This window comes from Serratia sp. CY38905, assembly GCF_052168875.1.
Lineage (GTDB): Bacteria > Pseudomonadota > Gammaproteobacteria > Enterobacterales > Enterobacteriaceae > Serratia > Serratia sarumanii.
The window spans coordinates 930,535-956,844 of record NZ_JBJNLV010000001.1 but is presented as its reverse complement, the minus strand read 5'-3'; the positions used below and the strand labels follow the sequence as shown (position 1 = coordinate 956,844).

Annotated in this window: 28 protein-coding genes and 1 riboswitch; of the genes, 17 read left to right on the top strand and 11 right to left on the bottom strand. The window is 63.0% G+C overall.

Going from position 1 to position 26,310, the window contains the following annotated elements:
- Positions 1 to 16 precede the first annotated feature (16 nt).
- Complete coding sequence (locus tag ACJ8MK_RS04835) at positions 17 to 499, bottom strand: kinase inhibitor (RefSeq protein ID WP_033637497.1); 483 nt, start codon at positions 497 to 499, stop codon at positions 17 to 19.
- 156 nt (positions 500 to 655) lie between these two features.
- Between ACJ8MK_RS04835 and ACJ8MK_RS04830 the strand changes: the two genes are divergently transcribed.
- Positions 656 to 1,057 (top strand): YkvA family protein, encoded by a 402-nt coding sequence (locus ACJ8MK_RS04830; RefSeq protein WP_016928691.1) that lies wholly within the window; start codon positions 656 to 658, stop codon positions 1,055 to 1,057.
- Positions 1,058 to 1,061: 4 nt separating this feature from the next.
- Here ACJ8MK_RS04830 and bioA read toward each other — a convergent pair whose 3' ends face one another.
- Positions 1,062 to 2,336, bottom strand: a complete 1,275-nt coding sequence (gene bioA, locus ACJ8MK_RS04825; RefSeq protein ID WP_033637498.1) for an adenosylmethionine--8-amino-7-oxononanoate transaminase — start codon at positions 2,334 to 2,336, stop codon at positions 1,062 to 1,064.
- An 88-nt stretch (positions 2,337 to 2,424) separates the two neighbouring features.
- Between bioA and bioB the strand changes: the two genes are divergently transcribed.
- The 4 genes from bioB to bioD are packed head-to-tail and all read left to right on the top strand — an operon-like array spanning position 2,425 to position 6,031.
- Positions 2,425 to 3,462 carry a biotin synthase BioB gene (bioB, locus tag ACJ8MK_RS04820; RefSeq protein WP_033653544.1) on the top strand — a complete coding sequence of 346 codons (1,038 nt, stop codon included), beginning with the start codon at positions 2,425 to 2,427 and terminating at the stop codon, positions 3,460 to 3,462.
- Complete coding sequence (bioF, locus tag ACJ8MK_RS04815) at positions 3,462 to 4,613, top strand: 8-amino-7-oxononanoate synthase (RefSeq protein ID WP_197839255.1); 1,152 nt, start codon at positions 3,462 to 3,464, stop codon at positions 4,611 to 4,613. Before bioB ends, bioF begins: the two co-directional genes overlap by 1 nt.
- Entirely contained in the window at positions 4,597 to 5,364 is a 768-nt protein-coding gene (gene bioC / locus ACJ8MK_RS04810; protein WP_033647122.1) for a malonyl-ACP O-methyltransferase BioC, read from the top strand. The genes bioF and bioC overlap by 17 nt, the downstream gene beginning before the upstream one ends.
- Positions 5,357 to 6,031, top strand: a complete 675-nt coding sequence (gene bioD / locus ACJ8MK_RS04805; RefSeq protein WP_033653509.1) for a dethiobiotin synthase — start codon at positions 5,357 to 5,359, stop codon at positions 6,029 to 6,031. Before bioC ends, bioD begins: the two co-directional genes overlap by 8 nt.
- 26 nt (positions 6,032 to 6,057) lie before the next feature.
- Here bioD and ACJ8MK_RS04800 read toward each other — a convergent pair whose 3' ends face one another.
- Positions 6,058 to 6,780, bottom strand: a complete 723-nt coding sequence (locus ACJ8MK_RS04800) for an ATP-binding cassette domain-containing protein (RefSeq protein WP_049195911.1) — start codon at positions 6,778 to 6,780, stop codon at positions 6,058 to 6,060.
- A gap of 144 nt (positions 6,781 to 6,924) precedes the next feature.
- Here ACJ8MK_RS04800 and ACJ8MK_RS04795 point away from each other — a divergent pair, with 144 nt between their 5' ends.
- From ACJ8MK_RS04795 to ACJ8MK_RS04785, 3 genes are all read left to right on the top strand, one after another.
- Positions 6,925 to 7,104: a hypothetical protein gene (locus ACJ8MK_RS04795; protein WP_139639887.1), complete on the top strand. Its 180-nt coding sequence runs from the start codon at positions 6,925 to 6,927 to the stop codon at positions 7,102 to 7,104.
- 784 nt (positions 7,105 to 7,888) lie between these two features.
- Positions 7,889 to 9,901 carry an excinuclease ABC subunit UvrB gene (gene uvrB / locus ACJ8MK_RS04790; RefSeq protein ID WP_033647115.1) on the top strand — a complete coding sequence of 671 codons (2,013 nt, stop codon included), beginning with the start codon at positions 7,889 to 7,891 and terminating at the stop codon, positions 9,899 to 9,901.
- Between the two features lie 100 nt (positions 9,902 to 10,001).
- Positions 10,002 to 10,268 carry a VF530 family DNA-binding protein gene (locus ACJ8MK_RS04785; protein ID WP_004939783.1) on the top strand — a complete coding sequence of 89 codons (267 nt, stop codon included), beginning with the start codon at positions 10,002 to 10,004 and terminating at the stop codon, positions 10,266 to 10,268.
- A gap of 6 nt (positions 10,269 to 10,274) precedes the next feature.
- Here the strand turns inward: ACJ8MK_RS04785 and yvcK are convergent, their stop codons facing one another.
- Positions 10,275 to 11,192 (bottom strand): uridine diphosphate-N-acetylglucosamine-binding protein YvcK, encoded by a 918-nt coding sequence (gene yvcK, locus ACJ8MK_RS04780; protein WP_033637504.1) that lies wholly within the window; start codon positions 11,190 to 11,192, stop codon positions 10,275 to 10,277.
- A gap of 259 nt (positions 11,193 to 11,451) precedes the next feature.
- Positions 11,452 to 11,596: riboswitch (molybdenum cofactor riboswitch) on the top strand.
- Here yvcK and moaA point away from each other — a divergent pair.
- The 6 genes from moaA to ACJ8MK_RS04750 all read left to right on the top strand — a co-directional run bounded on the left by moaA (position 11,583) and on the right by ACJ8MK_RS04750 (position 15,145).
- Positions 11,583 to 12,569 (top strand): GTP 3',8-cyclase MoaA, encoded by a 987-nt coding sequence (gene moaA, locus ACJ8MK_RS04775; RefSeq protein WP_041033959.1) that lies wholly within the window; start codon positions 11,583 to 11,585, stop codon positions 12,567 to 12,569. It overlaps the preceding riboswitch by 14 nt.
- A gap of 24 nt (positions 12,570 to 12,593) precedes the next feature.
- The gene (moaB, locus tag ACJ8MK_RS04770; protein WP_033637505.1) at positions 12,594 to 13,109 is read left to right on the top strand and encodes a molybdenum cofactor biosynthesis protein B; all 516 of its coding nucleotides are present in this window, start codon (positions 12,594 to 12,596) and stop codon (positions 13,107 to 13,109) included.
- 3 nt (positions 13,110 to 13,112) lie between these two features.
- Positions 13,113 to 13,592, top strand: a complete 480-nt coding sequence (moaC, locus tag ACJ8MK_RS04765) for a cyclic pyranopterin monophosphate synthase MoaC (protein WP_428948788.1) — start codon at positions 13,113 to 13,115, stop codon at positions 13,590 to 13,592.
- Positions 13,589 to 13,834 (top strand): molybdopterin synthase sulfur carrier subunit, encoded by a 246-nt coding sequence (gene moaD / locus ACJ8MK_RS04760; RefSeq protein WP_019453985.1) that lies wholly within the window; start codon positions 13,589 to 13,591, stop codon positions 13,832 to 13,834. Before moaC ends, moaD begins: the two co-directional genes overlap by 4 nt.
- A gap of 2 nt (positions 13,835 to 13,836) precedes the next feature.
- Positions 13,837 to 14,304, top strand: coding sequence for a molybdopterin synthase catalytic subunit MoaE (moaE, locus tag ACJ8MK_RS04755; protein WP_004939764.1), 468 nt, complete (start codon positions 13,837 to 13,839; stop codon positions 14,302 to 14,304).
- A gap of 130 nt (positions 14,305 to 14,434) precedes the next feature.
- Positions 14,435 to 15,145: a Bax inhibitor-1/YccA family protein gene (locus tag ACJ8MK_RS04750; protein ID WP_033637508.1), complete on the top strand. Its 711-nt coding sequence runs from the start codon at positions 14,435 to 14,437 to the stop codon at positions 15,143 to 15,145.
- A 75-nt stretch (positions 15,146 to 15,220) separates the two neighbouring features.
- On the opposite strand, the gene ACJ8MK_RS04745 is transcribed toward ACJ8MK_RS04750, so the two are convergent.
- From ACJ8MK_RS04745 to cecR, 5 genes are read right to left on the bottom strand one after another with little or no spacing between them, the layout of a single operon-like run.
- Positions 15,221 to 16,327 (bottom strand): ABC transporter permease, encoded by a 1,107-nt coding sequence (locus tag ACJ8MK_RS04745; protein WP_033647114.1) that lies wholly within the window; start codon positions 16,325 to 16,327, stop codon positions 15,221 to 15,223.
- An 11-nt stretch (positions 16,328 to 16,338) separates the two neighbouring features.
- Positions 16,339 to 17,493, bottom strand: a complete 1,155-nt coding sequence (locus ACJ8MK_RS04740) for an ABC transporter permease (RefSeq protein WP_033637510.1) — start codon at positions 17,491 to 17,493, stop codon at positions 16,339 to 16,341.
- Positions 17,490 to 19,226, bottom strand: coding sequence for an ATP-binding cassette domain-containing protein (locus tag ACJ8MK_RS04735; protein ID WP_049235001.1), 1,737 nt, complete (start codon positions 19,224 to 19,226; stop codon positions 17,490 to 17,492). Before ACJ8MK_RS04735 ends, ACJ8MK_RS04740 begins: the two co-directional genes overlap by 4 nt.
- Before the next feature lie 8 nt (positions 19,227 to 19,234).
- Positions 19,235 to 20,221, bottom strand: coding sequence for a secretion protein HlyD (gene hlyD / locus ACJ8MK_RS04730; RefSeq protein WP_033647110.1), 987 nt, complete (start codon positions 20,219 to 20,221; stop codon positions 19,235 to 19,237).
- A gap of 18 nt (positions 20,222 to 20,239) precedes the next feature.
- Positions 20,240 to 20,938: a transcriptional regulator CecR gene (gene cecR, locus ACJ8MK_RS04725; protein WP_442517562.1), complete on the bottom strand. Its 699-nt coding sequence runs from the start codon at positions 20,936 to 20,938 to the stop codon at positions 20,240 to 20,242.
- 297 nt (positions 20,939 to 21,235) lie between these two features.
- Here cecR and rhlE point away from each other — a divergent pair, with 297 nt between their 5' ends.
- From rhlE to dusC, 3 genes are all read left to right on the top strand, one after another.
- Complete coding sequence (gene rhlE / locus ACJ8MK_RS04720; RefSeq protein ID WP_033637514.1) at positions 21,236 to 22,612, top strand: ATP-dependent RNA helicase RhlE; 1,377 nt, start codon at positions 21,236 to 21,238, stop codon at positions 22,610 to 22,612.
- Between the two features lie 114 nt (positions 22,613 to 22,726).
- A complete protein-coding gene (locus ACJ8MK_RS04715) occupies positions 22,727 to 23,686 on the top strand; it encodes a D-2-hydroxyacid dehydrogenase family protein (RefSeq protein ID WP_103829744.1) in 960 nt (319 codons plus the stop codon).
- A gap of 84 nt (positions 23,687 to 23,770) precedes the next feature.
- On the top strand, positions 23,771 to 24,703 hold the full coding sequence (gene dusC / locus ACJ8MK_RS04710; RefSeq protein ID WP_442517561.1) for a tRNA dihydrouridine(16) synthase DusC: 933 nt from the start codon (positions 23,771 to 23,773) through the stop codon (positions 24,701 to 24,703).
- A 41-nt stretch (positions 24,704 to 24,744) separates the two neighbouring features.
- Here the strand turns inward: dusC and ACJ8MK_RS04705 are convergent, their stop codons facing one another.
- Both ACJ8MK_RS04705 and fbpC read right to left on the bottom strand, forming a co-directional pair.
- Positions 24,745 to 25,011, bottom strand: a complete 267-nt coding sequence (locus tag ACJ8MK_RS04705) for a hypothetical protein (RefSeq protein ID WP_033637517.1) — start codon at positions 25,009 to 25,011, stop codon at positions 24,745 to 24,747.
- A gap of 246 nt (positions 25,012 to 25,257) precedes the next feature.
- The gene (gene fbpC / locus ACJ8MK_RS04700; RefSeq protein ID WP_442517560.1) at positions 25,258 to 26,304 is read right to left on the bottom strand and encodes a ferric ABC transporter ATP-binding protein; all 1,047 of its coding nucleotides are present in this window, start codon (positions 26,302 to 26,304) and stop codon (positions 25,258 to 25,260) included.
- Between the last annotated feature and the right edge of the window lie 6 nt (positions 26,305 to 26,310).

The window sequence follows — 26,310 nt, the reverse complement described above, 5'->3', positions numbered from 1 at the left end:
TTTTATTGGCGGGGGATCAGTTGAACGTCACCGTCAGCGTGGCGCTGCCGAGGCTGTGGAAATGGACGTTAAAGCCCACCAGCGCGCCGCTGGAACCCTCATCCACCTCGATGCGCTCCACGTCCAGCGCATGCACGGTGAACTGGTAGCGGTGGCTTTCGCCACTCGGCGGCGCCGCGCCGCCGTAGCCGGCTGAGCCGAAGTCGGTGCGGGTCTGCAGCGCGCCGGCGGGCAGCGGGGCTTTGCCGGAGCCCGCGCCCTGCGGCAGCTCGCGCACGTCGGCGGGAATGTTGGCCACGATCCAGTGCCACCAGCCGGAGCCAGTCGGGGCATCGGGATCGTAAACGGCGATCACGAAGCTTTTGGTGCCGGCCGGCACGCCGTCCCAGGCCAGGTGGGGCGACAGGTTATCGCCGTGATAGCCCATGCCGTTGAAAACCTGCTGCTGCGGCAGTTTGCCGCCGTCCTGCAGATCGTTGCTGTACAAACGAAAAGCCATAGTGACTCCCAGTTGTCGGTAAACGCGAACCCTTAAGCTAGATCGTTTCGTCGTGACAATACAAGCGGGATTGCCATTCGCCAACGGCGGCGCGGATCGGTTACCATGGCCGCATCTTCCTTCCTACAGACCGCCGGATAGCCAAACAACGCCACCATGATCTCACTGAAAAAACGCACGCCGTGGTTCGGCTGGCTGCGCCGTTGGGCCAAAGGCATCAAGCGCGATATTTACGCGCTGTGGCTGGCCGCCCGTGATAAGCGCACCCCGTGGTACGCCAAACTGATCGCGCTGCTGGTGGCCGGCTATGCGATCTCGCCGATCGATCTGATCCCGGACTTCATTCCGGTGCTGGGCTATCTGGACGACGTGATTATCGTACCGTTGGGCATCATGCTGGCGGTGCGCCTGATCCCCAAGCCGCTGATGGCCGAGCTGCGCGAGAAGGCGCAAAAGCGCGTCGATAACCCCACCGGCCGCATGGCGGCGGTGATGATCATTTTACTCTGGCTGCTGTGTCTGGGATTGCTGGCCCGCTATCTGGACCAGCATTGGTAAGCCATTAACGCGCGGCGGCGGCCACGGCGGCGGTCAGGCGGCTGAGCTGTTCCGCTTCGATGATGTAAGGCGGCATCAGGTAAATCAGCTTGCCGAACGGCCGGATCCACACCCCGCGTTCGACGAACCCGCGCTGCAGCTCGGCGACGTCCACCGGTTCGCGCATCTCCACCACCCCAATCGCGCCCAGCACCCGCACGTCCGCCACCTTCGGCAGCGCCGCGAGCGGCAGCAGCTCCTGCTTCAGCTGGGCTTCGATGGCGCTCACCTGCGCCTGCCAGCGATTTTCCGCCAGCAGAGCCAGGCTGGCGTCCGCCACCGCGCAGGCCAGCGGGTTGCCCATAAAGGTAGGGCCGTGCATAAAGCAGCCGGCCGCGCCGTTGCTGATGGTCTCCGCCACGTGGCGGGTGGTCAGGGTGGCGGACAGCGTCATGTAGCCGCCGGTCAGCGCCTTGCCCAGGCAGAGAATGTCCGGCACCACCTGCGCGTGCTCGCAGGCGAACAGCTTGCCGGTGCGGCCGAAGCCGGTGGCGATCTCGTCGGCGATCAGCAGCACCTGATGGCGATCGCACAGCTCGCGCACCCGCTTGAGGTAGCTTGGGTGGTAGATACGCATGCCGCCGGCGCCTTGCACCACCGGTTCCAGGATCACCGCCGCCACTTCACCGGCGTGCTGCTCCAGCAGCGCGGCGAACGGCGCGATGTCCTCTTCGCGCCATTCCTCGTCGAAGCGGCACTGCGGCGCGGTGGCGAACAGGTGCGGCGCCAGATAGCCCTGATAGAGGCTGTGCATCGAGTTGTCCGGATCGCAGACCGACATCGCGCCGAAGGTATCGCCGTGATAGCCGTGGCGTAGCGTCAGGATGCGCTGCCGCCGCTCGCCGCGCGCCTGCCAATACTGCAGCGCCATCTTCAGCGACACTTCCACCGCCACCGAACCGGAATCCGCCAGGAACACGCACTGCAGCGCTTCCGGCGTCATCTCCACCAGCCGACGGCACAGCGAGATGGCGGACGGATGGGTAATACCGCCGAACATCACGTGCGACATCTTCTCCAGCTGCTGGCTGGCGGCCTGATTCAGGCGAGGATGGTTGTAACCGTGGATCGCCGCCCACCAGGAGGACATGCCATCCACCAGACGCCGGCCGTCCGCCAGCTGCAGCTCGACGCCGCTGGCCGACTCGATCGGGTAACAGGGTAACGGGCGGCTCATGGAGGTGTAGGGGTGCCAGATATGACGTTGGTCAAACGCCAGGTCGGAAGCGGTGACAGACATACTTGTAAACCAAATTGAATTAAGATTGGTTGACAGTATATCCACAATATTTAAACTGGCGACACTTTTTCGTTTTGGAGACGCCATGATGGCCGATCGCATTCACTGGACAGTAGGGCAAGCCCAGGCCCTGTTTGATAAACCGCTGCTTGAACTGCTGTTCGAAGCGCAAACCGTACACCGCCAACACTTTGACCCGCGTCAGGTGCAGGTCAGCACGCTGCTGTCGATCAAAACCGGCGCTTGCCCGGAAGACTGCAAATACTGCCCGCAGAGTTCGCGCTACAAGACTGGCCTGGAGGCGGAGCGGCTGATGCAGGTCGAGCAGGTGCTGGAATCGGCGCGCAAGGCCAAGGCGAACGGCTCGACCCGTTTTTGCATGGGCGCGGCGTGGAAGAACCCGCACGAGCGCGATATGCCTTATCTGCAGCAGATGGTGCAGGGCGTGAAAGCGATGGGCATGGAAACCTGCATGACCCTGGGCACGCTGGACGGCACTCAGGCTGAACGGCTGGCGGAGGCCGGGCTGGATTACTACAACCATAACCTCGACACCTCGCCGGAGTTCTACGGCAGCATCATCACCACCCGCAGCTACCAGGAACGCCTGGATACGCTCGACAAAGTGCGCGACGCCGGCATCAAAGTGTGCTCCGGCGGCATCGTCGGGCTGGGTGAAACGGTGCGCGACCGCGCCGGGCTGCTGGTGCAGCTGGCCAATTTGCCGAAGCCGCCGGAGAGCGTGCCGATCAACATGTTGGTGAAGGTGAAAGGCACGCCGCTGGCGGATAACGACGACGTCGATCCGTTCGATTTCATCCGCACCATCGCGGTGGCGCGCATCATGATGCCGTCTTCTTATGTCCGCCTTTCCGCCGGCCGTGAACAGATGAACGAACAGACGCAGGCGATGTGCTTTATGGCCGGCGCCAACTCGATCTTCTACGGCTGCAAGCTGCTGACCACGCCGAACCCGGAAGAAGACAAAGACCTGCAGCTGTTCCGCAAGCTGGGGCTGAACCCGCAGCAGACCGCCACCGAACACGGCGACAACCAGCAACAGCAGGCGCTGGCTAAGCAACTGCTGACCGCCGATACCGCCGAGTTTTACAACGCGGCGCTGTGATGAGCTGGCAACAACGCATTGAGCAGGCGCTGGCAGAGCGGCGCCTCAACGCCGCCTACCGTCGGCGACAGACCACCGAGGGCGGCAATGGCCGCCAGATTCGGCTCGGCGATCGTCTCTACCTGAATTTCTCCGGCAACGACTACCTGGGGCTGAGCCAGGATGCGCGGGTGATCGCCGCCTGGCAGCAGGGCGCGCAGCGCTACGGCGTCGGCAGCGGCGGTTCCGGCCACGTCACCGGCTTTAGCGCGGCGCATCAGGCGCTGGAGGAGCAAATGGCGGCGTGGCTCGGCTATCCGCGCGCGCTGCTGTTCATCTCCGGTTACGCCGCCAACCAGGCGGTGCTGGCGGCGTTGATGCAAAAGGGCGATCGCATTTTGGCCGATCGCCTCAGCCACGCCTCGCTGCTGGAGGCGGCGGCGCAATCGCCGGCCGAGCTGCGCCGCTTCCAGCACAATCAGCCGCAGGCGCTGGCGGATCTGTTGGCCAAACCCTGCGACGGGCAGCGGCTGGCGGTGACCGAAGGGGTGTTCAGCATGGACGGCGACGGCGCACCGTTGGCGGAACTGCATCGCCTAACCCGCGCGGCGGGCGCCTGGCTGATGGTAGACGATGCCCACGGCGTCGGCGTGCGCGGCGAGCAAGGCCGCGGCAGCTGCTGGCAGCAGGGCGTGCGCCCTGAACTGCTGGTGGCCACCTTCGGCAAGGCGTTCGGCGTCAGCGGCGCGGCGGTGCTGTGCGATGAGGCGACCGCCGAGTATCTGCTGCAGTTCGCCCGCCATCTGATTTACAGCACCGCGATGCCGCCGGCGCAGGCCTGCGCGCTGCAGGCGGCGCTGGCCCGCATTCGAGAGGGCGATGAACTGCGCGCCCGGCTGCAGGACAACATCCGCCGTTTCCGCCAGGGCGCCGCGCCGCTGGCGCTGACCCTGACGGACTCCGACACCGCCATCCAGCCGCTGCTGGTGGGTGACAATCAGCGCGCGCTCGATCTGGCGGCCCGCCTGCGCGAGCGCGGGCTGTGGGTGAGCGCCATCCGCCCACCGACGGTGCCGCCGGGCGGCGCGCGGCTGCGCATCACCCTGACGGCGGCGCATCAGCCGCAGGATATCGATCGCCTGCTGGAGGTATTGCATGACGTCAGCCAATGACTGGGTGAACAAACAGGCGGTCGCTTCGGCCTTCAGCCGCGCCGCCGGCAGCTACGACGCCGCCGCCGCGCTGCAGCGTGACGTTGGCGAGCGCTTACTGGGGATGGGGAGTGCCCATCCGGGTGAACGGCTGCTGGATGCCGGCTGCGGCACCGGCTATTTCAGCCGCCTGTGGCGCGAGCGCGGCAAGCAGGTGACCGCGCTCGATCTGGCGCCGGGCATGCTGGATGTCGCCCGTCAACGGCAGGCGGCGCATCATTATCTGCTGGGCGATATCGAACAGGTGCCGCTGCCCGACGCGGCGATGGACATCTGTTTCAGCAGCCTGGTGGTGCAGTGGTGCAGCGATCTGCCCGCCGCGTTGGCGGAGCTGTACCGCGTGACCCGCCCCGGCGGCGCGATCCTGTTTTCCACGCTGGCGGCGGGATCGCTGCAGGAACTGGGGGATGCCTGGCAACAGGTGGACGGCGAGCGCCACGTGAACGCCTTTCTGCCGCTGGCGCAGATCCGCGCCGCCTGTGCTGGCTATCGACACGAGCTGGTCACGGAGTTGCGCACTCTGAACTACCCGGACGTGATGACGCTGATGCGTTCGCTCAAGGGCATCGGGGCCACGCACCTGCATCAGGGGCGCGAGGGCGGCCTGATGTCGCGCGGCCGTCTCGCCGCGCTGCAGGCGGCTTACCCGTGCCGGCGGGGGCAGTTCCCGCTCAGCTATCATCTGGCTTATGGAGTGATTTATCGTGATTAAACGTTGGTTCGTAACCGGCACCGACACCGAAGTGGGGAAAACCGTCGCCAGCAGCGCCTTGCTGCAGGCCGCCAACCGGGCGGGCTACCGCAGCGCCGGGTATAAGCCGGTGGCTTCCGGCAGCGAGATGACCGCCGAGGGACTGCGCAACGGCGACGCGCTGGCGCTGCAGGCCAACAGCGGCGTGGCGCTCAGCTACGATGAAGTGAACCCTTACGTTTTTGCCGAACCCACCTCGCCGCATATCGTCAGCGCCGATGAAGGCCGGCCGATTGACGCGGCGCGGCTGTCCGACGGCCTGCGCCGGCTGGAGCAGAGTGCCGACTGGGTGCTGGTCGAGGGCGCGGGCGGGTGGTTTACCCCGCTGTCGGCGGAGTACACCTTTGCCGACTGGGTGCAGCAGGAGCAACTGCCGGTGATCCTGGTGGTGGGCATCAAACTGGGTTGCATCAACCACGCGGTGCTGACGGCGCAGGCGGTGCAGCAGGCCGGGCTGACGCTGGCCGGTTGGATCGCCAACGACGTGGCGCCGCCGGGACGAAGACATCAGGAATACCTGGCCACGCTGCGCCGCATGCTGCCGGCGCCGCTGCTGGGCGAAATCCCGCACCTGCCGCAGGCCGAACGGGCGCCGCTGGGGCAGTATCTGGATATCAGCCTGCTATAAACCTTCCATGAGGGAGGCTTTCTCCCTCATTCTCCTTCCTGGCGCGCCAACCCGGCGCCGATCAGCGCCTCATCCAGCTGCGCCAGCGCGCCGTGCGCCACCGTGCGCCCGCTGTCCAACAGGCAGAAGCGATCCGCCACCCGGCGCACGAACGGCAGCTGATGCTCCACCAGTAAAATGGTCATGCCCAGTTCGCGGTTGAGCCGGCGGATCACGTTGCCGATGTCGGCGGCGATCGAGGGGGGGACGCCCGCCGTCGGTTCGTCGAGGATCAGCAGCGCCGGCTCCTGGGCCAGCGCCCGACCGATCGCCAGTTGGCGCTGAGCGCCCACGCACAGATCGCCGGCGCGGCGCGCGCGCATCTGGCGCAAATGGGGAAACAGGCTGTAGATCAGCGGCGGAATACGGCGAGGGGCGCCGCGCCCGGCCATTTGCGCCACCTGCAGATTCTCCTCCACGCTCAGCTGCGAGAAGAGCTGCCGCCCCTGGGGCACGTGGCTGATGCCCAGCGCGGCGCGGCGCTCCATCGGCTGCAGCAGCAGGTTTTGCGGCGGCTGATCCGCCGGCTGCCAGGTCATGCTGCCGCTCACCACCGGCACATGCCCCATGATGCAGTTGACCAGCGTGGTCTTGCCCACGCCGTTGCGGCCGAGCAGGACGGTGCACTGGCCGCGTGGTAGCTCCAGGTTGATGTCCCACAGGGTGTGGTTCTGCCCGTAAAATTGATTGACCGATCTCAGGCTCAGCATTTGGCATTCTCCTCATAGACGCTCGTTTCACTCGTTGGCGGGGGCTGCAAAGGCCGCATGCGCGGCGAATTTCCCGAGTGTGGCAATGTCTGGAACAAAATGCCGTCCGTCCGAAGAGCCAGAGCCAGGTCTGCGGTGGACGGAATGACAGTCAATATGTCGTTAAAAACGACGCTTGTGACGACTTGGTGTCGTTCTTGCGTTTTTACGGGCGATAACGCCGCGGCGGTGAAACTCCGCGGCCGGCAGCGCATCATGCTGCCGCACCGCATTTATACGCAGGAAGATAAAGCAACTCCCAGGCCAATTTTTGCCGCCGAGTGAAAACGGGGGATTGTTATCGCCTTGTTAACCGCACGTCAGGCCTGACGCGCGCTGCCGTGACGGCCTGAAAATACGCGGGCAAGTTAACCCGGACGTTTTTTGCACTCTTGTGGTGCTGTTCGGTGTGGGCATGGTGCAAGGCATTGCGCCGCCGTTAAGAGCGATCCACGTGAAAGGAGCCAATGCGATTTTGGCAATGGGGATTTTTAGTATTAATCGGCATAAACAAAGCGATATTTTTATGAAAAAATAACTAAAAAAGGCATTTTGGCCAGTGTAAAGGGCGAAAAGCTTTCTTTCTGTAACTCCCGCCCCGGGCGGGGCGGTGAGAGTTATCCACTATTCCTGTGGATAACCTTGTGTATTAGATTTAGAAAAACGCTGTAAAGCGAGAGCGGACGCGGGTTCTGTTCGCTTTGTCCGCATTCTCGTCTTTTTATTAAAGTAATTAATTATCAATAATTTAATTAAAATCAAGACGCGAGGGTATTGATCAGGTCTCTATGTATGATTTTTCGACGCGGTGCTATCAATAAGTTAATTCGCGGCAAGTTCTGGGGATAAATCTGTTATTGACAATAAAAATGTCACCGGACTGTAACGCCACGGTGCAACGGCGTTGCCGCGGCATCGGGCGCAGCGACGAATCCGCTTGAAGCTGGTTTTATATCCAGTATCATGGGCACTGGCGCAAATCGCCGACACTTTCCATAATTAGGGGCCATGCCCGGCGCAGAGCCGGCTGGCCGCCTGAGCGCGCGCATCTCCACAGGGTAGCCGAGCAATGAGTAAACTTTTCAAACTGCATTCAGAGTTCAAACCGGCCGGCGATCAGCCGGAAGCCATCCGCAAGCTGGAAGAGGGGCTGGAAGACGGCCTGGCGCACCAGACGTTGCTGGGGGTCACCGGTTCGGGCAAGACATTCACCATCGCCAACGTGATAGCCGATCTGAATCGGCCGACCATGGTGCTGGCGCCGAACAAGACGCTGGCGGCGCAGCTGTACGGCGAAATGAAAGAGTTTTTCCCGGAGAATGCGGTGGAATACTTCGTCTCCTACTACGACTACTACCAGCCGGAAGCCTATGTGCCCAGCTCCGACACCTTCATTGAAAAAGACGCTTCGGTGAACGAGCATATCGAGCAGATGCGCCTTTCCGCCACCAAGGCGCTGCTGGAGCGGCGCGACGTGGTGGTGGTGGCGTCGGTGTCGGCGATCTACGGCCTGGGCGATCCGGATCTTTACCTGAAGATGATGCTGCACCTGACCCAGGGGATGATCATCGATCAGCGATCCATTTTGCGCCGCCTGGCGGAGCTGCAATATTCCCGCAACGATCAGGCCTTCCAGCGCGCTACCTTCCGTGTGCGCGGCGAGGTGATCGACATTTACCCGGCGGAGTCGGACGAGCTGGCGCTGCGCGTCGAGCTGTTCGACGAAGAAGTGGAGCGGCTGTCGCTGTTCGATCCGCTGACCGGGCAGATCGAGCAGGTGGTGCCGCGCTTTACCATCTACCCGAAATCGCACTACGTGACGCCGCGCGAGCGGATCATGCAGGCGATGGAAGAGATCAAGGTCGATCTGGCGGACCGCCGCAAGGTGCTGCTGGCCAACAACAAGCTGCTGGAAGAGCAACGCCTGACGCAGCGCACCCAGTTCGATCTGGAGATGATGAACGAGCTGGGCTACTGCTCGGGCATCGAAAACTACTCTCGCTACCTGTCCGGGCGCGCCGAGGGCGAGCCGCCGCCGACGCTGTTCGACTACCTGCCGGCGGACGGCCTGCTGGTGGTCGACGAATCCCACGTCACCATTCCGCAGATCGGCGCGATGTTCAAGGGCGACCGCGCGCGCAAGGAAACGCTGGTGGAGTACGGCTTCCGCCTGCCGTCGGCGCTGGACAACCGCCCGCTGCGCTTCGAGGAGTTCGAGGCGCTGGCGCCGCAGACCATCTATGTCTCCGCGACGCCGGGCAAATACGAGCTGGAGAAATCCGGCGGCGATCTGATCGATCAGGTGGTGCGGCCGACCGGGCTGCTGGATCCGATCGTGGAGGTGCGGCCGGTCGCCACCCAGGTGGACGATCTGCTCTCCGAGATCCGCAAGCGCGCGGCGATCAACGAGCGCGTGCTGGTGACCACCCTGACCAAGCGCATGGCGGAAGACCTGACCGAATACCTGGAAGAGCATGGCGAGCGCGTGCGCTACCTGCACTCGGATATCGATACCGTGGAACGGGTCGAAATCATTCGTGACCTGCGTCTGGGCGAGTTCGACGTGCTGGTGGGCATCAACCTGCTGCGTGAGGGGCTAGACATGCCTGAGGTGTCGCTGGTGGCGATTCTGGACGCCGACAAGGAAGGCTTCCTGCGTTCCGAGCGTTCGCTGATCCAGACCATCGGCCGCGCGGCGCGTAACCTGAACGGCAAGGCGATCCTGTATGGCGATCGCATCACCGATTCGATGGCCAAGGCGATCGGTGAAACCGAGCGGCGCCGCGCGAAGCAGCAGGCCTACAACGAAGCCAACGGCATCGTGCCGCAGGGGCTGAACAAGAAGATCGGCGACATTCTGCAGATCGGCCAGCCGGTCAATCGCGCCAAGAGCAAAGGCAAGGGCAAGGCGGCGGACGGCGGCGCTTCGCTGCAGAACCTTACGCCGAAAGCGCTGGATCAGAAAATCCGCGATCTGGAAGCGCAGATGTACACCCACGCGCAAAACCTGGAGTTCGAGCAGGCGGCTGCGCTGCGCGACCAGATCCACCAGCTGCGCGAGCAGTTTATTGCGATTTCCTGACCGTTGGATGGCGCCCGCGCGGCGGGCGTCGAAATTCCTTGTCGGCCGCGTCAAAGCTGTTAAGGTGTGCGGCCCGATTTGACCACGAAGAGTACCGAACATGAGCCAACACCAGTCCAAAGACCCGCTGCACGGCGTGACGCTGGAGCAACTGCTGAATAAGCTGGTGGATCACTACGGTTGGTCCGAGCTGGGCGCACGCATTCGCATCAACTGCTTCCGCAGCGATCCGAGCATCAAGTCCAGCCTGAAGTTTTTGCGTCGCACGCCCTGGGCGCGCAAAGAGGTGGAAGATCTGTATATCGATATGGTCAGCCATCCCGCCCCAGCGAGCGATAACCCTTGGCTGCGCGGGCGAGACGGTTAAATTCGGTCAGCGGCGGGCGGCCAGCGCCACCAGCGCCCGATCCAGCGCCTGGCGCAGCAGCTGGCGATCGTGGCGGTAGGGGATGTCGCTCGCTTCCAGCGGCTGTTGAATCACCACCCGATCCTGCACTTCACTGGCGTCTACCGCCGGGCCGACGATCAGCGCATCGATCATCCGGCGGCCAATCTTCTCTTCCATCAGCGTCAGCTTATCCTGTAGCGACAGCGCCGCGGCGGCCACGCTCAGCTCGCGGCCGAGGTTGCCGATATAGATCATGCTGGCGCTGCTGCGGCGCAGCGCCTGGGTGAGATCGTCCAGCAGCAGCAGCGGCATCAGGCTGGTGAGGAAACTGCCCGGCCCGATCAGGATCACGTCGGCCTGCGCGATGGCGTCCAGCGCTTCGCGCGTGGCGCTGACCGGCGGCGACAGCATCAGCTCCTGCGGCATATGGGCCAGCTGATCGACATTCACTTCACCGTAAACGTGATTGCCTTCGTGATCGTGCGCCATCAAATCCACCGGCTGTTCCGACATCGGGATCAGCGCCGCGTCCACCTTCAGCAGGCTGCGCACCAGGTTGATCGCTTCCAGCGGGCGCACGCTCAGGTGATCCAGCGCTTTCAGCATCAGGTTGCCGAGGTTGTGGCCGGCCAGTTCGCCGTTGCCGCTGAAGCGGTATTCGAACATCGCCGAGGCGACGCTCGGTTCGGTGATCAGCTGGTTGAGACAGTTACGGGTATCGCCCCAGGCAATGCCGCCTTCCGAACGGCGGATGCGGCCGGTGGAACCGCCGTTGTCGGTGGTGGTGACGATGCCGGTCAGGCGGGAGCCTAAGGACGACAGGGCCGACATCACACGGCCCAGGCCGTGTCCGCCGCCTAACGCCACCACGCGGTCGAGATCGGCCAGGGTACGATTACGCATAAATTTCCTTACAAAGGGGCTGAACTGCCCGCATAAGGTAACGGATCCGGCATAAAAACGCGATAAGAGTGTCATTTGCGTGATTCCGGTCAATTCGTCCGCGCAAGTGATGTTTATCATGGTTTACCAGAATACGCGGCGTCTAAAAACGCTGTATAGACAATTATATAGCGAATTTACGCGTTGGCTATCGTTGCCGATTAGCGCTAGAATTCTGCTGAAAACCACGGTTTCGTTCCGGCTACTCAAGGTAGCGGGAAGAGAAATCAAACTCCTAGCCCCTGCGCCTACGTTGTTCATCCGGAACGATATGGCGCCTGGGCCGTGGCGAAGTCAGCCACCAGGGTGCAGAGGGGAAACGCTCGCATCTCCCGACTTTGGAAAGGTGTTATGGTGCCGCAACTCATTGATGCTTATGAGCGCAAGTTCTATTACCTGCGCTTGTCGATCACCGACGTGTGCAACTTTCGTTGCACCTATTGTCTGCCCGACGGCTACAAGCCGAGCGGCAGCCCGAAAAGCTTCCTGTCGCTGGATGAAATCCGCCGCGTCAGCCGCGCGTTCGCCGAACTGGGCACCGAAAAGGTGCGCCTGACCGGCGGGGAGCCTTCGCTGCGCCGCGATTTTACCGAGATCATCGCCGCCGTGCGGGAAAACCCGGCCATCCGTACCCTGGCGGTCACCACCAACGGCTACCGTCTGGCGCGCGACGTCGCCGCCTGGCGTGACGCCGGTCTGACGGCGATCAACGTCAGCATCGACAGCCTGGATCCCCGCCAGTTTCACGCCATCACCGGTCAGGACAAGTTCCGCCAGGTGATGGACGGCATCGACGCCGCCTTCAGCGCCGGTTTCAGCAAGGTCAAGGTCAACGCGGTGCTGATGCGCGACGTTAACCACCAGCAGCTCGGCGCCTTTCTCGCCTGGATCAAGGACCGGCCTATCCAGCTGCGCTTTATCGAACTGATGGAAACCGGCGAGGGCGGCGAGCTGTTTCGCAAACACCACGTTTCCGGCGAAGTGATTCGCCTGCAGTTGGAGCAGCAGGGCTGGCAGCGCCAGGCACGCGGCCGCAGCGACGGCCCGGCGCAGGTGTTCAGCCACCCGGACTACCAGGGCGAGGTGGGGCTTATCATGCCGTATGAAAAAGACTTCTGCGCCAGCTGTAACCGGCTGCGCGTCTCTTCCATCGGCAATCTGCACCTGTGCCTGTTCGGTGAGCAGGGGGTGCCCCTGCGCGATCTGCTGGCCGAGGACGGCCAGCTCGACGCGCTGAAGGCGCGCATCCAGAGCGGGCTGCTGAGCAAGAAGCAGACCCATTTCCTGCATCAGGGCAACAGCGGGATCACCCAGAACCTGTCGTTTATCGGCGGCTGACAGCCAATAGGAGCCTATTGAACCATGAGCCATGCGAGCAGCGAGTTTATTGCGGCGCATATCGCCATCCTGACCGTCTCCGACAGCCGCGGCGCGGCGGAAGACACCTCCGGCCACTATCTGCAGGAAGCGGCGCAGGAAGCCGGCCACCAGGTGGTGGATCGCGCCATCGTCAAAGATGACATTTACCAGATCCGCGCGCGGGTTTCCGCCTGGATCGCCGATGACAACGTGCAGGCGGTGCTGATCACCGGCGGCACCGGTTTTACCGCCCGCGACAACACGCCTGAAGCGCTGCTGCCGCTGTTCGACAGAGAGGTGGAAGGATTCGGCGAACTGTTCCGCATGGTGTCGTACGAAGAGATCGGCACCGCGACGATCCAGTCGCGCGCGCTGGCCGGCCTGGCCAACCGCACGGTGATCTTCGCCATGCCGGGCTCCACCCGCGCCTGCCGCACCGCCTGGGAGCGGATTATCGAAGAGCAGTTGGACGCGCGCCATCGCCCGTGCAACTTCCAGCCCCACTTGAAGAAGCCCTGAGTCATGACACAGCTAACCCACATTAACGCCGCCGGCGAAGCCCATATGGTCGACGTTTCCCCCAAGGCCGAAACGGTGCGTGAAGCGCGCGCCGAAGCCTTCGTCGAGATGCTGCCCGCCACGCTGGCGATGATCGTCGACGGCAGCCATCACAAGGGCGACGTGTTCGCCACGGCGCGCATCGCCGGCATTCAGGCGGCCAAACGCACCTGGGAGCTGATCCCGCTGTGCCACCCGCTGATGCTGAGCAAGGTCGAAGTGCAGCTGGAGGCGCAAACGCAGCACAGCCGGGTGCGCATCGAAACCTGCTGCCGGCTGACCGGCAAAACCGGCGTCGAGATGGAGGCGCTGACCGCCGCCTCGGTGGCGGCATTGACCATTTATGACATGTGCAAAGCGGTACAGAAAGACATGGTGATCGGCCCGGTGCGCCTGCTGGCGAAAAGCGGCGGCAAATCCGGCGATTTTAAGGTGAACGTATGATCGATATTCTTTTCTTCGCGCAGGTGCGCGAACTGGTGGGCACCGGCGGCCTGTCGATGCCGGCGGATTACCCGACCGTCGAGGCGCTGCGCCAGGCGCTGTGTGCGCGCGGCGATCGCTGGGCGCTGGCGCTGGAGTCCGGCAAATTGCTGGCGGCGGTCAATCAGTCGCTGGTGGCGGCGGACCATCCGCTGCGCGCCGGCGATGAAGTGGCCTTCTTCCCGCCGGTCACCGGGGGGTAAGCATGGAAAATACCCGCATTCGCGTGGGCGAAGCGCCGTTCAACGTCGGCGACGAGTACCAGTGGCTGGCGCAGTGCGACGCCGATGGCGCGGTGGTGACCTTCACCGGCAAGGTGCGCAACCATAATCTGGGTGACGACGTCAGCGCGCTGACGCTGGAACACTACCCCGGCATGACCGAGAAGGCGCTGGCGGAGATCGTGGCCGAGGCGCGCAGCCGTTGGCCGCTGCAGCGGGTGACGGTGATCCACCGCGTCGGCGCGCTGTATCCCGGCGACGAGATCGTGTTCGTCGGCGTGACCGGCGCACACCGCAGCATGGCGTTCGCCGCCAGCGAGTTCATCATGGACTACCTGAAGACCCGCGCGCCGTTCTGGAAGCGAGAAGCCACCGGCCAGGGCGATCGTTGGGTGGACGCCCGCGACAGCGATCGCGAGGCCGCGCAGCGCTGGCACGACGCGGCTAAATAACGCGTCAACAGCGGAAACAAATCAAGACCTTTGCCGCTTTCGCCCGGCATATTCTGTGGTACGCTTATAGCAGGCGAAGCCCCGTTCGCGGGGCTTCGGAATCTTGTTTACAACGCAAAAGGTAACCGTCATGGACCGATATCCACGCTCTAATGGTTCAATCGTCGAACGTGCCAACAGCGGCATTCAGGCCTACATGGCGCAGGTTTACGGCTGGATGACCTGCGGTCTGCTGCTGACGGCGTTCGTTTCCTGGTATGCGGCCAACACGCCCGCGATCCTCAACTTCATCTTCTCCAGCCAGATCACCTTCTTCGGCCTGATCATCGCTCAACTGGCGCTGGTGTTCGTGATCTCCGGCATGGTCAACCGCCTGAGCGGCGCGGTGGCCACTTCGCTGTTCATGCTGTACTCGGCGCTGACCGGGCTGACGCTGTCGAGCATCTTCATCGCCTACACCTACAGCTCGATCGCCAGCACCTTCGTGGTCACCGCCGGCATGTTCGGCGCCATGAGCCTGTACGGTTACACCACCAAGCGCGATCTGAGCGGCTTCGGCAGCATGCTGTTCATGGCGCTGATCGGCATCGTGCTGGCCTCGCTGGTGAACATCTGGCTGAAAAGCACCGCGCTGATGTGGGCGATCACCTACATCGGGGTGGTGGTGTTCGTCGGCCTGACCGCGTACGACACGCAAAAACTCAAGGCGATGGGCGAGCAGCTGAACGCCGATGATAAAGACAGCTTCCGCAAGTACGCCATCGTCGGCGCGCTGACGCTGTATCTCGACTTCATCAACCTGTTCCTGATGTTGCTGCGTATCTTCGGCAACCGTCGCTAAATCCGTGGCCTTTCAAGCAGCAGCTTGAAATCCCTAGGACTTACCAGGCTCTGCATGTGACATGCAGAGCCTTTTTTATGCGATTTTGCGGCGGAACAGCGCGTAGGCGGCGCTGCCGGTGGTGGCGGTGATCACCAGCAGCGGCCACAGGCTGTGCCAGATGATGCTGAAACTGGCGTCCTTCAGGTAGATCTGCTTGGTGATGTCGGTGAAGTGGCGTATCGGGTTAACCCAGGTCAGATCCTGCAGCCACACCGGCATATTCTCTACCGGCGAGACGTAACCCGAGAGCAGGATCGCCGGCATCATGAACACGAACACGCCGATGAACGCCTGCTGCTGAGTGGCGCACAGCGACGAGATCAGCAGGCCGAAACCGACCAGCGACAGCCCGTAGATCAGCATGGTGGCATAGAACAGCAGCAGCGATCCGGCAAACGGGATCTGATACAGGAAGATGCCGATCAGCAGCACGATGCTGGCCTGGAAGCTGGCGACGATCAGCGCCGGCACCGCCTTGCCGATAAAGATCTGCCAGGTGGTGAGCGGCGAGACCAGCAGCTGTTCCAGCGTGCCCTGTTCGCGTTCGCGCGCCACCGACAGCGAGGTGACGATCAGCACGCCGATGGTGGTGATCATGGCGATCAGCGACGGCACCACGAACCATTTGTAGTCCAGGTTCGGGTTATACCAGTTGCGCACCACCAGCTCGCTGTTGTTGGGTTTAGCGCGGTTGCCGAGCAGCTCGTTCTGATATTCCTGCACGATCTGCTGCACGTAGTTGGCGGCGATCTGCGCGCTGTTGGAGTTGCGCCCGTCGAGCAGCAGCTGCAGCGGCGCGGTGTTGCCGGTGGCGATATCGCGCGAGAACTGCGCCGGGAAGCGGATCAGCAGCAGCGCCCGCTGATTGTCGATGGTGGTCTTTATCTCCTGCGGGCTGCGCAGCAGCAGCACGTGTTGAAAGGCCTTGGCCTTGGCGAAGCGCTGGGTCAGCTCTACCGAGGCCTGGCCGCTGTCCTCGCTGTAGACCGCGATGGTGGCGTTGGTGACTTCCAGCGTCGCGGCGAACGGGAACAGCAGCACCTGCAGGATCACCGGCATGATTAAAATGGCGCGGGTTTGCGGATCGCGCAGCAGCGCCTGCATTTCCTTGATGATGAGCGTCAACAGACGATGAAACATCGCTTTTCTCCTCAATCCAGCCGGCGCTGGGTTTTCCAGGCCGTCAGGCCGATGAACACCACCGCGGAAGCGATCAGGAACAGCAGATTGATCAGCAGCACGGTGCCGACGTTGCCCGCCAGGAACAGCGTTTGCAGCGTGCTGACGAAGTAGCGCGCCGGAATGATGTAGGTCACCGCGCGCACGATGGCCGGCATGCTGTCGATCTGGAAGATGAAGCCGGACAGCATGATCGACGGCAGGAAGGCGGCGTTCAGCGCCACCATCGCCGCATTGAACTGATTGCGGGTGAGGGTGGAGATCAGTAGGCCCATGCCGAGGGTGCTGGCGAGGAACAGGCTGCTGATCAGCAGCAGGATCAGCAGCGAGCCGCGATAGGGTACGCCGAGCACCCACACCGCCACCGCCATGCACAGCGCCATGGCGGCCATGCCGAGGAAGTAATAAGGGATCAGCTTGGAGAGCAGCAGCTCGCTGCGCGTCACCTGGGTGGACAGCAGGGCCTCCATGGTGCCGCGCTCCCATTCGCGGGCGATCACCAGCGAGGTGAGGATGGCGCCGATCACCGTCATGATGATGGTGATGGCGCCGGGAATGATGTAGTGCCGGCTGATGGCCGCCGGGTTGAACCAGTAGCGCATCTGCACGTCAATCAGCGGCTTGTCGCTGTTACCCCGATCGGCGGCGCGCTGCTGCTGCCAAACTTGCCATACGCCCTGGGCGTAACCCTGCACGAAGTTGGCGGTGTTCGGCTCGCTGCCGTCGGTGATCACCTGGATAGGGGCGCTGTCGTGCGGGCGCGCCATGCGCTGGTCGAAATCCACCGGGATCACCACCAGGCCGCGGATCGTGCCGGCCTGCATCTGCTGGATCAGCCGTTGGCGGTTGTCGCTGATGGTCGGTTCGATATAGGGCGAACCGGCGAAGGCGTGGGCCAGATCGCGCGCGTCTTCGCTCTGCTGCTCCATCAGAATGCCCAGATGCAGCTTGCTGGAGTCCAGGTTGATGCCGTAGCCGAAGATAAACAGCAGCATCAGCGGGATGACGAAGGCGATCAGGCCGCTGCTGGGATCGCGCAGTATCTGCCGCGTTTCCTTCAGGCACAGCGCGCGCAGCCGGCGCCAGGAGAAGCCGCCGTCGTCGATTGGGGTGCGGTTATCGCTCACCGTGATTCCTCCTCATCGTAGCCCTGCACCAGCTCGATAAATGCCTGCTCCATCGAGGGGTTGGGATTGTCGTCGCGCGCCACCTGCTGTTTGAGATCGTCCGGCGTGCCGGCGGCGATGATCTTGCCGCGGTACACCAGGCCGATGCGGTCGCAGTACTCCGCCTCGTCCATAAAGTGGGTGGTCACCATCACCGTGACGCCCTTGTCGACCATGCCGTTGATGTGCAACCAGAACTCGCGCCGCGTCAGCGGATCGACGCCGGAAGTCGGTTCGTCGAGGAACAGGATATCCGGTTCGTGCATCAGCGCGCAGGCCAGCGCCAGGCGCTGTTTGAAGCCGAGCGGCAGCGCGTCCGGCGTCTGATCGAGGATCGGCGCGAAGTTGAAGGCGCGGGACATCTCGTCGATTTTGTCGCGCTGCGCCTTGCCGCCCAGGCCGTAGACGCCGGAGAAGAACTTCAGGTTCTGCGCCACCGTCAGGTTGCCGTATAGCGAGAATTTTTGCGCCATGTAGCCGAGCCGCTGGCGCGCCTTGCCGGAGCTGGTCTTCAGATCCATCCCCAGCACCAGCGCCTTGCCGCTGGAGGGGATCAGCAGGCCGCACATCATTTTGAAGGTGGTGGACTTGCCGGCGCCGTTCGGCCCGAGCAGGCCGAAAATTTCGCCGCGCCGCACCTGGAAATCAACGTGATCGGTAGCGGCGAAGTCGCCGAATTTTTTGGTCAGCTGCACCGCTTCGATCACCGTTTCACCGCTTGCGCCGTTGACGGTCGGCATGATCTCCGCCAGCGCCGAGCGGTGATTGGGGCCGCCGCCGAGCAGATCGATAAACGCATCCTCGAAGCGCGGATCCGCTTCGTCCAGTTCGGCGTCCGGTAGATCCAGCGCTTGCAACAGCCGGCGGTGATCTTCGCCTTCCTTCAGGATCAGGCGCAGATACTTGCCCTGGATCACCCCGTCGGTGACCGCCGGCAGGCAGATCGCCCGCTGCAGCAGCGATCGATGGCTGCCGGGGGGCGCGGCGATCAACACCGTGCGCCCGGCCATACGGCGGGTCAGCGCCTGCGGCGCGCCGCTGAACAGCAGCTCGCCTTCGTTGAGCAGCAGCACTTCGCGGCACTGCTCGGCTTCGTCGAGATAAGACGTGCTCCACAGGATCAGCATGCCGTCGTTGGCCAGTTCGTGCACCATGCGCCACAGCTCGCGGCGCGAGATCGGATCGACGCCGACGCCCGGCTCATCCAGCAACAGCACCTGAGGTTCGCCCAGCAGCGTGCAGGCCAGGCCCAGCTTTTGCTTCATGCCGCCGGACAGCTTGCCCGCCAGGCGCTCGGTGAAGCGGGTCAGATCGGTGAATTTCAACAGCCGCTCGAAGGTCTGGCGGCGAAGATCGCCGGTGACGCCGCGCAGATCGGCGTACAGCGTCAGGTTCTCCATCACCGTCAGATCCTCATACAGCCCGAACTTCTGCGGCATGTAACCGAGGATCGCGTGCAGTTGACGATCCTGCGCGATCGGATCCAGCCCGGCGACCCGCAGTTTGCCGCTGCTGGGCTGCAGCAGCCCGGCCAGCATGCGCAGCAGGGTGGTTTTGCCGGCGCCGTCTGGGCCGACCAGCCCGATCACCGCGCCGCTGCGCAGGGTGGTGGTCAGGCTGGCGACCGCCGGTTTCTCAAGCGACGGGAAGCGCTTCTCCAGCCCTTCCAGCTCAATGGTGTGCGCCTGTTCCATGGCCGGCCTCAGGGTTTGGCGAAGCGCAGAGTGACCGGCATGCCCTGGCGCAGCGCGTCATCGGCGTCGGTGACGATCACCCGCAGGCGGTACACCAGATCGGTGCGCAGATCCGGCGTTTCAACGCTTTTCGGCGTGAATTCGGCGGTCGGCGAGACGAAGCCGATCTTGCCGTGATAAGGCTTGCCGGGGCGGCCGTCGGTGTAGATCTCCAGTTCGGTGCCGGGCACCGCCTGGCTCAGGCTGGTTTCGTTGACGTAGGCACGCACCCACACCGGCCGGGTCAGCGACAGGGTGAAGACCGTGCCGCCGGCGCCGAGCATGGTGCCCGGCTCCACCGCGCGGGTCAGCACCGTGCCGGCGGAAGGGGAAACCAGCGTGGCGTCTTGCAGGTTCAACTGTGCCTGCGCCAGCGCCGCCTCGCTCTGCGCCACGTCGGCCTTGGCCTGTTCGATTTCTTGCGGGCGGTTGCCGCTGCGGTATTGCGACAGCTTGTCCTTCGCCGCCTGCAGGTTGGCCTGCGCCTGATTGCGGGCGGTGCGCGCATCCTCCAGCGCGTCGGCGGAGGTAGCGTTTTTCGCCCACAGCCCCTGCTGGCGTTTCAGGAAGCTGTCGGCGTAGGCGAAGGCGGACTGGCGCTGCGCCATTTCCGACCGCACCTGGGCGATCTCTTCGGCGCGGTAACCGGCCTGCAGCAACGACAGCTTGGCGCGCGCGCTGCCGACGTTGGCTTCGGCCTGCTGCAGCGCGTTGCGGTAGGGGGCGTCGTCCAGCTTACCGAGCAGCTGGCCCGGCTGAACGGCATCGCCCTCATCCACCGTCAGCGACGCCAGGCGGCCGTCGACGCGAAAGCCGAGGTTCACCGTGCGGATGTCGACGTTGCCATACAGCGTCAGCGGCTTATCCTGCTGCTGTTGGTAATGCCATACCCCGTAAGCGGCGGCCGCGATCAGCAGAATTAACAACACGATCAAGGCACTGCGTTTTTTGTTCATAACACTCCCTGCCTGAATTTACGCGCCGTGACGTTGGCGCAGCCCAACAACCAGAATCTCGATATGTTCGCTCAGCACCGCCGCGATTTGCGCCGCTTCGCCCTCGCCAATCTCTTGCCAGCCGGCCTGACGGCGGATGGTTTCGCGCGCCACGCGGAACGACAGCACCTCGCCGATCAGCGCATGGGTATGTAGCACGAGGCGGGGGGCGCGTTCGTCGATGCCGGTGGCGGCCGCCAGCAGGCGGCACAGCCGCTCGTGCATCGGCGCGATCACCTGGCTGTGGATCAGCGGGTAGGCGTCGGTCGGGGCGAGCTGTTCGCGCGACATGATTTTGCTCAGGTTCAGCGTGTGCGGCTGGGTCATCAGTTCGCTGAAGGCCAGCAGGCCACGCTGCAGCAAACGCAGCGCCGCGTCGGGTGAGCGCAGCGCGACGGGCTGTTGCCAGAAGCGATCGACCTCTTCGGCCAGCGGGGCGAACGCCTGCTGGATGAAATCGGCGAGCGACTGCACCACGGCCAGGTACAGCCCCTCTTTGGAGCTGAAGTAATAGGTGATGGCGGCGATGTTCTGGCCGGCGCGCTGGGCGATATCGCGGGTGGTGGCGCCCTGCAGGCCATATTCGCCGAACAGGTGGGTCGCCGCGGCGAGCAGCTGCCGGCGCGCTTGCTCGCCGCGCGCTCGGCCGGCGGCCTGATGAGGGACGGAAGCTGGCATGGGTCACGCTCGAAGTTAATCAATCATATGATTAACTTTATGCCAGATTGTTTAAAACGCAACCGCTAATCACAATGAGTTATGTGATCGGCTTCAGACAATGCTGAATTTACGGCAGATTGTGCTCTGGGTGCGTAAAAGTGCTTTTTATTGCGCGACTTCTGTTACAATCGCCGCCTGGTGCACTGCAGTTTGTGCCAATCCCTCGTGGTCATGCTTAATGCCCCGTCTGATCATCCTCCCAGGAAACTGCACCGAACACCGTTAGGTTAGGGGGGATCTGGAGTTTTTCTCTTTATGTCATTTGAAACCCTCGGCTTAAGTGCTGAAATTGTGCGCGCTGTTGAAGAACAGGGCTATCGCGAACCGACGCCAATTCAGCGTCAGGCTATTCCTGTCGTGCTGGAAGGTCGTGACCTGATGGCCAGCGCCCAGACCGGCACCGGTAAAACCGCCGGTTTTACCCTGCCGCTGTTGCAGCTGCTGAGCAAGCATGACCATCCGGTCAAGGGCCGTCGCCCGGTGCGCGCGCTGATCCTGACGCCAACCCGTGAGCTGGCGGCGCAGATCGGCGAAAACGTCGATGCCTACAGCAAACACCTGCGCCTGCGTTCGCTGGTGGTGTTTGGCGGCGTGAGCATCAACCCGCAGATGATGAAGCTGCGCGGCGGCGTCGATATCCTGGTGGCGACGCCGGGTCGTCTGCTGGATCTGGAACATCAGAACGCGGTTGACCTGTCCAAAATCGAAATTCTGGTGCTGGACGAAGCGGACCGCATGCTGGACATGGGCTTTATCCACGACATCCGCCGCGTGCTGGCCAAGCTGCCGGCCAAGCGTCAGAACCTGCTGTTCTCCGCCACCTTCTCCGACGACATCAAGGCGCTGGCCAACAAGCTGCTGCACAACCCGGCTTCGGTAGAAGTGGCGCGCCGCAACACCGCGTCCGAGCAGATCGAACAGAGCGTGCATTTCGTCGACAAGAAGCGTAAGCGGGAACTGCTGTCGCAGATGATCGGCGAAGGCGACTGGAAACAGGTGCTGGTGTTTACCCGCACCAAGCACGGCGCCAACCACCTGGCGGAGCAGCTGAACAAAGACGGCATCACCGCCGCGGCGATCCACGGCAACAAGAGCCAGGGCGCCCGTACCCGTGCGCTGGCGGACTTCAAAGACGGCCGCATCCGCGTGCTGGTGGCCACCGATATCGCGGCGCGCGGTCTGGATATCGACCAGTTGCCGCACGTGGTGAACTACGAGCTGCCTAACGTGCCGGAAGACTACGTGCACCGTATCGGCCGTACCGGCCGCGCGGAGCGCACCGGCGAAGCTATCTCGCTGGTGTGCGTGGACGAGCACAAGCTGCTGCGCGACATCGAGCGTCTGCTGAAGCGTGAAATTCCACGCATCGCGCTGCCGGGCTACGAGCCGGATCCGACCATCAAGGCCGAGCCGATCATCAACGGCCGCCAGGGTGGCGGGCGCGGTGCGCCGCGCGGCAACGGCGGTGGCCAGCGTTCCGGTAACGGCGGCGGTCAGCGCAGCGGTAACGCGAACGGCGGCCAGCGTGAAAACCGCGGCAACGGCAACGGTAACGCCCGCCCGCAGGGTGACGGCCAGCGCCGTTCCGGCGCGCCTTCGCGCCGCCCGCGCAATCGCAAACCGGCCGAATAAGCCTGATTGCTCTAAGAGTAAGCCGCCGATACGGGCGGCTTTTTTTTTGCCTGGCGGAAAGGCATTTTCGTACTAGGCTGGACGGTGGCTACCCCTAGATTCCAGGAGACGGAGATGAAATTGAAGTGCGCAATTCTCGATGATTACCAGCAGGTGGCGCTCAAGATGGCGGACTGGTCGGCGCTGGCCGAGCGGGTGGAGGTGTCCGCCATCAGCGCGCACTTTACCGATGAGGCGGAGCTGGCGGTGCATCTGCAGGAGTGCGACATTCTGGTCATCATGCGCGAGCGCACGCCGATGACCGCCTCGCTGCTGGCGCGGCTGCCGAAGCTGAAGCTGCTGATCACCTCCGGCATGCGCAACGCCGCTATCGATTTGGCCGCCGCCGCCGAGCGCGGCGTGGTGGTGTGCGGCACCAGCAGCGGGTCGGCGGCGCCGATGGAGCTGACCTGGGCGCTGCTGCTCGGGCTGGCGAAGCATATCGTGCCGGAAAGCGTCGGGCTGCAAAACAACGGCCCGTGGCAGCGGGATCTCGGCGTCACCCTGCAGGGGAAAACGCTGGGGCTGCTGGGGCTGGGCAAGATCGGCGGCCAGATGGCCCGGGTGGCGCAGGCGTTCGGCATGCGGGTGCTGGCCTGGAGCCAGAACCTGACGGCGGAAAGGGCGGCGCAGGAGGGGGCTGAACTGGCGCCGTCCAAACGGGCGTTGTTCGAGCAGAGCGATTTTGTCTCTATCCACCTGGTGCTGAGCGATCGCAGCCGCGGGCTGGTGGGGCGTGACGAATTGACGGCGATGAAGCCCACCGCTTACCTGCTCAACACCTCGCGTGCGGCGATCGTCGATCGGGCGGCGTTGGTGGACGTGCTGCAACAGCGGAAGATCGCCGGCGCCGGGCTGGACGTGTTCGAGACGGAGCCGCTGCCGGCCGACGATGTGTTTCGTCAGTTGCCCAACGTGCTGGCGACGCCGCACGTGGGCTACGTGGCGGACGACAACTACCGCGCCTACTTCACCGAGGCGGTCGAGGACATTGCGGCGTTCCTCGCCGGCCAACCGATCCGCCGGCTGGGCTGACGGCGCTTTTAATGCCCGCAGAGGCTTGTCTGGCGCGGGCATTCACCCGTATCATTGCGGGTCTTTTTTTAGCTGGGATTGGTCATGCGCGTATTATTGGCTCCGATGGAGGGCGTTCTCGATTCTTTGGTGCGTGAGTTGCTCACCGAGGTGAACGACTACGATCTGTGCATCACCGAATTTTTGCGCGTGGTCGATCAGCTGCTGCCGGCCAAATCGTTCTACCGGCTGTGCCCGGAGCTGCGCCACGCCAGCCGCACGCCGTCGGGCACGCTGGTGCGCGTACAGCTGCTGGGGCAGCACCCACAGTGGCTGGCGGAGAACGCCGTGCGCGCGGTGGAGCTGGGCTCTTACGGCGTCGATCTCAACTGCGGCTGCCCGTCCAAGCTGGTGAACGGCAGCGGCGGCGGGGCGACGCTGCTCAAAGATCCGGAATTGATCTACCAGGGCGCCAAAGCGATGCGCGCGGCGGTGCCGACCCATCTGCCGGTCACGGTGAAGGTGCGTTTGGGTTGGGACTCCTCCAACCGTAGTTTTGAAATCGCCGATGCGGTGCAGCAGGCGGGCGCCAGCGAGCTGACGGTGCATGGCCGCACCAAAGAGGACGGCTACAAGGCGGATCGCATCAACTGGGCGGCGATCGGCGAGATCCGTCAGCGGCTGAGCATTCCGGTGATCGCCAACGGCGAGATCTGGGATTACCGGAGCGCGCAGGATTGCCTGCAGACGACCGGCTGCGACGCCATCATGCTGGGGCGCGGCGCGCTCAACGTGCCGAACCTGAGCCGGGTGGTGAAGTACAACGAACCGCGCATGCCCTGGCCGCAGGTGGTTGAGCTGCTGCAAAAATACGTCCATCTGGAAAAGCAGGGCGACACCGGCCTGTATCACGTGGCGCGTATCAAACAGTGGCTGGGCTATTTGCGCAAGGAATATGAAGAAGCCACCGAACTGTTCAGCGAAATACGCGCGCTGACGACCTCAGGGAATATTGCGCGCGTCATCTGCCGCAGCTAAAAATAAACCCGCACGCGGCGGGTTTATTTAAATCGGTATTATCAGGCGGCGTTGTCGAGACGGTTCAATTCTATCTCGATATCCTGAATGGTTTTTTCCAGCCCTTCCAGACAGGCACCCTGTTTATTCAACAGGTCGTTAATGGCTTCGGCGAATGCCTTATTTTTGCATTCCCCCTGATCGAAGGCCAGCCAGTGTGCGGAGAGCGTCTCGGTATTCGACTGCGCATAGTGGCGCATTTCCTTCAGCTGGGAAGCGACGTTGCGTAAATTATCCAGCTGCGCCTGTGCGTTTGCATTGTTGCTCATGAATTTCTCCTTGAGTTGGCCGTTAAATAATTTCGACTGCGGGATAAAGCTTACCCTATCTAAATAAAAATATCACCCTTGTCGGCCCTGGTAGTTATTTTTGAATGAATGCGGCTGTATTTATTTTTCGATTGAACAAGGACTTGGGTGGAATTGTAAAAATAGATAAATACGGTTTTTGAGACGGTTATTTCCGGCCATTCTATGCGGAATGGCCGTTATTCTAACGCTTAAGAGTGATGCTTATTATGCTGCGTCCGCCAGCATAAACATGCCGTAGGGGTGAATTTCCAGATAATAATGTTCGCCGACGTTCGGCTGCAGGCGAGTGGCGTTAACCTGCAGCAAAATCTGCTGCCCATGCCACGCCACCGTCACCTCATACTGCGGCCCCATGTAGGCGACATGCTGGATCACGCAGCGCTGGCTTTCCTCGCCGTGCTCGCTCAGCGTGATCGCTTCCGGCCGCACGCCCACCGTGCCGGCGCCTTCGGTGGCAAAGTGCGCCGGGCGCGGCAGGCGATAGCCGCTGATATCGACATAGTCCGCGCTGAAGCCGGCCCGGAACAGGTTGGCGTCCCCCATGAAGCTCGCCATAAAGCGCGACGCCGGCTGCCGATAGAGATCCTGCGGCGAGCCTATCTGCATGATATGCCCCTTGTTCATCACCAGCACGGTGTCTGAGACCGCGAAAGCCTCGCTCTGATCGTGGGTGACGTACAGCGACGTGATATCAAACTGCTTTTGCAGCTCGCGGATCTTTTCGCGCATGCTGCGGCGCAGGTTGGCGTCGAGGTTGCTCAACGGCTCGTCGAACAGCAGCACTTTCGGCTTGAGGATCAGCGCGCGCGCCAGCGCCACGCGCTGCTGTTGGCCGCCGGAGATCTGATCGACATAGCGATCGTCGAACCCCGCCAGATCCACCATCGCCAGCGCTTCCTGCACGCGCGCTTTCACTTTGGCGCGCGGAATGCCGAGCATCTTCAGGCCATAGCCGACGTTTTCCCCCAGCGACATGTGCGGGAACAGGGCATAAGACTGGAACACCATGCAGATGTCACGCTGCTGGATGGAACGATGGGTGACGTCTTCGCCATCAATGAATATCTGCCCGTCGCTCGGTTTCTCCAGCCCGGCGACCAGGCGCAAAATGGTGGTCTTGCCGCAGCCGGAAGGGCCGAGCAGCGTCACCATCTGCCCCCTAGGGATGGTGAGCGCGATGTTATCGATCACCGTGTTGCTGCCGAACCGTTTGGAGACGTTGCGCAGTTCAACGAAATTTTTCTGGCTCATCATGGG

Bases quoted from the DNA above. Each gene is read 5' to 3' on its own strand.
- ACJ8MK_RS04835 (WP_033637497.1), bottom strand. From the start codon at position 499: ATGGCTTTTCGTTTGTACAGCAACGATCTGCAGGACGGCGGCAAACTG.
- ACJ8MK_RS04830 (WP_016928691.1), top strand. From the start codon at position 656: ATGATCTCACTGAAAAAACGCACGCCGTGGTTCGGCTGGCTGCGCCGT.
- bioA (WP_033637498.1), bottom strand. From the start codon at position 2,336: ATGTCTGTCACCGCTTCCGACCTGGCGTTTGACCAACGTCATATCTGG.
- bioB (WP_033653544.1), top strand. From the start codon at position 2,425: ATGGCCGATCGCATTCACTGGACAGTAGGGCAAGCCCAGGCCCTGTTT.
- bioF (WP_197839255.1), top strand. From the start codon at position 3,462: ATGAGCTGGCAACAACGCATTGAGCAGGCGCTGGCAGAGCGGCGCCTC.
- bioC (WP_033647122.1), top strand. From the start codon at position 4,597: ATGACGTCAGCCAATGACTGGGTGAACAAACAGGCGGTCGCTTCGGCC.
- ACJ8MK_RS04800 (WP_049195911.1), bottom strand. From the start codon at position 6,780: ATGCTGAGCCTGAGATCGGTCAATCAATTTTACGGGCAGAACCACACC.
- ACJ8MK_RS04795 (WP_139639887.1), top strand. From the start codon at position 6,925: ATGACAGTCAATATGTCGTTAAAAACGACGCTTGTGACGACTTGGTGT.
- uvrB (WP_033647115.1), top strand. From the start codon at position 7,889: ATGAGTAAACTTTTCAAACTGCATTCAGAGTTCAAACCGGCCGGCGAT.
- ACJ8MK_RS04785 (WP_004939783.1), top strand. From the start codon at position 10,002: ATGAGCCAACACCAGTCCAAAGACCCGCTGCACGGCGTGACGCTGGAG.
- yvcK (WP_033637504.1), bottom strand. From the start codon at position 11,192: ATGCGTAATCGTACCCTGGCCGATCTCGACCGCGTGGTGGCGTTAGGC.
- moaA (WP_041033959.1), top strand. From the start codon at position 11,583: ATGGTGCCGCAACTCATTGATGCTTATGAGCGCAAGTTCTATTACCTG.
- moaB (WP_033637505.1), top strand. From the start codon at position 12,594: ATGAGCCATGCGAGCAGCGAGTTTATTGCGGCGCATATCGCCATCCTG.
- moaC (WP_428948788.1), top strand. From the start codon at position 13,113: ATGACACAGCTAACCCACATTAACGCCGCCGGCGAAGCCCATATGGTC.
- moaD (WP_019453985.1), top strand. From the start codon at position 13,589: ATGATCGATATTCTTTTCTTCGCGCAGGTGCGCGAACTGGTGGGCACC.
- moaE (WP_004939764.1), top strand. From the start codon at position 13,837: ATGGAAAATACCCGCATTCGCGTGGGCGAAGCGCCGTTCAACGTCGGC.
- ACJ8MK_RS04750 (WP_033637508.1), top strand. From the start codon at position 14,435: ATGGACCGATATCCACGCTCTAATGGTTCAATCGTCGAACGTGCCAAC.
- ACJ8MK_RS04745 (WP_033647114.1), bottom strand. From the start codon at position 16,327: ATGTTTCATCGTCTGTTGACGCTCATCATCAAGGAAATGCAGGCGCTG.
- ACJ8MK_RS04735 (WP_049235001.1), bottom strand. From the start codon at position 19,226: ATGGAACAGGCGCACACCATTGAGCTGGAAGGGCTGGAGAAGCGCTTC.
- hlyD (WP_033647110.1), bottom strand. From the start codon at position 20,221: ATGAACAAAAAACGCAGTGCCTTGATCGTGTTGTTAATTCTGCTGATC.
- cecR (WP_442517562.1), bottom strand. From the start codon at position 20,938: ATGCCAGCTTCCGTCCCTCATCAGGCCGCCGGCCGAGCGCGCGGCGAG.
- rhlE (WP_033637514.1), top strand. From the start codon at position 21,236: ATGTCATTTGAAACCCTCGGCTTAAGTGCTGAAATTGTGCGCGCTGTT.
- ACJ8MK_RS04715 (WP_103829744.1), top strand. From the start codon at position 22,727: ATGAAATTGAAGTGCGCAATTCTCGATGATTACCAGCAGGTGGCGCTC.
- dusC (WP_442517561.1), top strand. From the start codon at position 23,771: ATGCGCGTATTATTGGCTCCGATGGAGGGCGTTCTCGATTCTTTGGTG.
- ACJ8MK_RS04705 (WP_033637517.1), bottom strand. From the start codon at position 25,011: ATGAGCAACAATGCAAACGCACAGGCGCAGCTGGATAATTTACGCAAC.
- fbpC (WP_442517560.1), bottom strand. From the start codon at position 26,304: ATGAGCCAGAAAAATTTCGTTGAACTGCGCAACGTCTCCAAACGGTTC.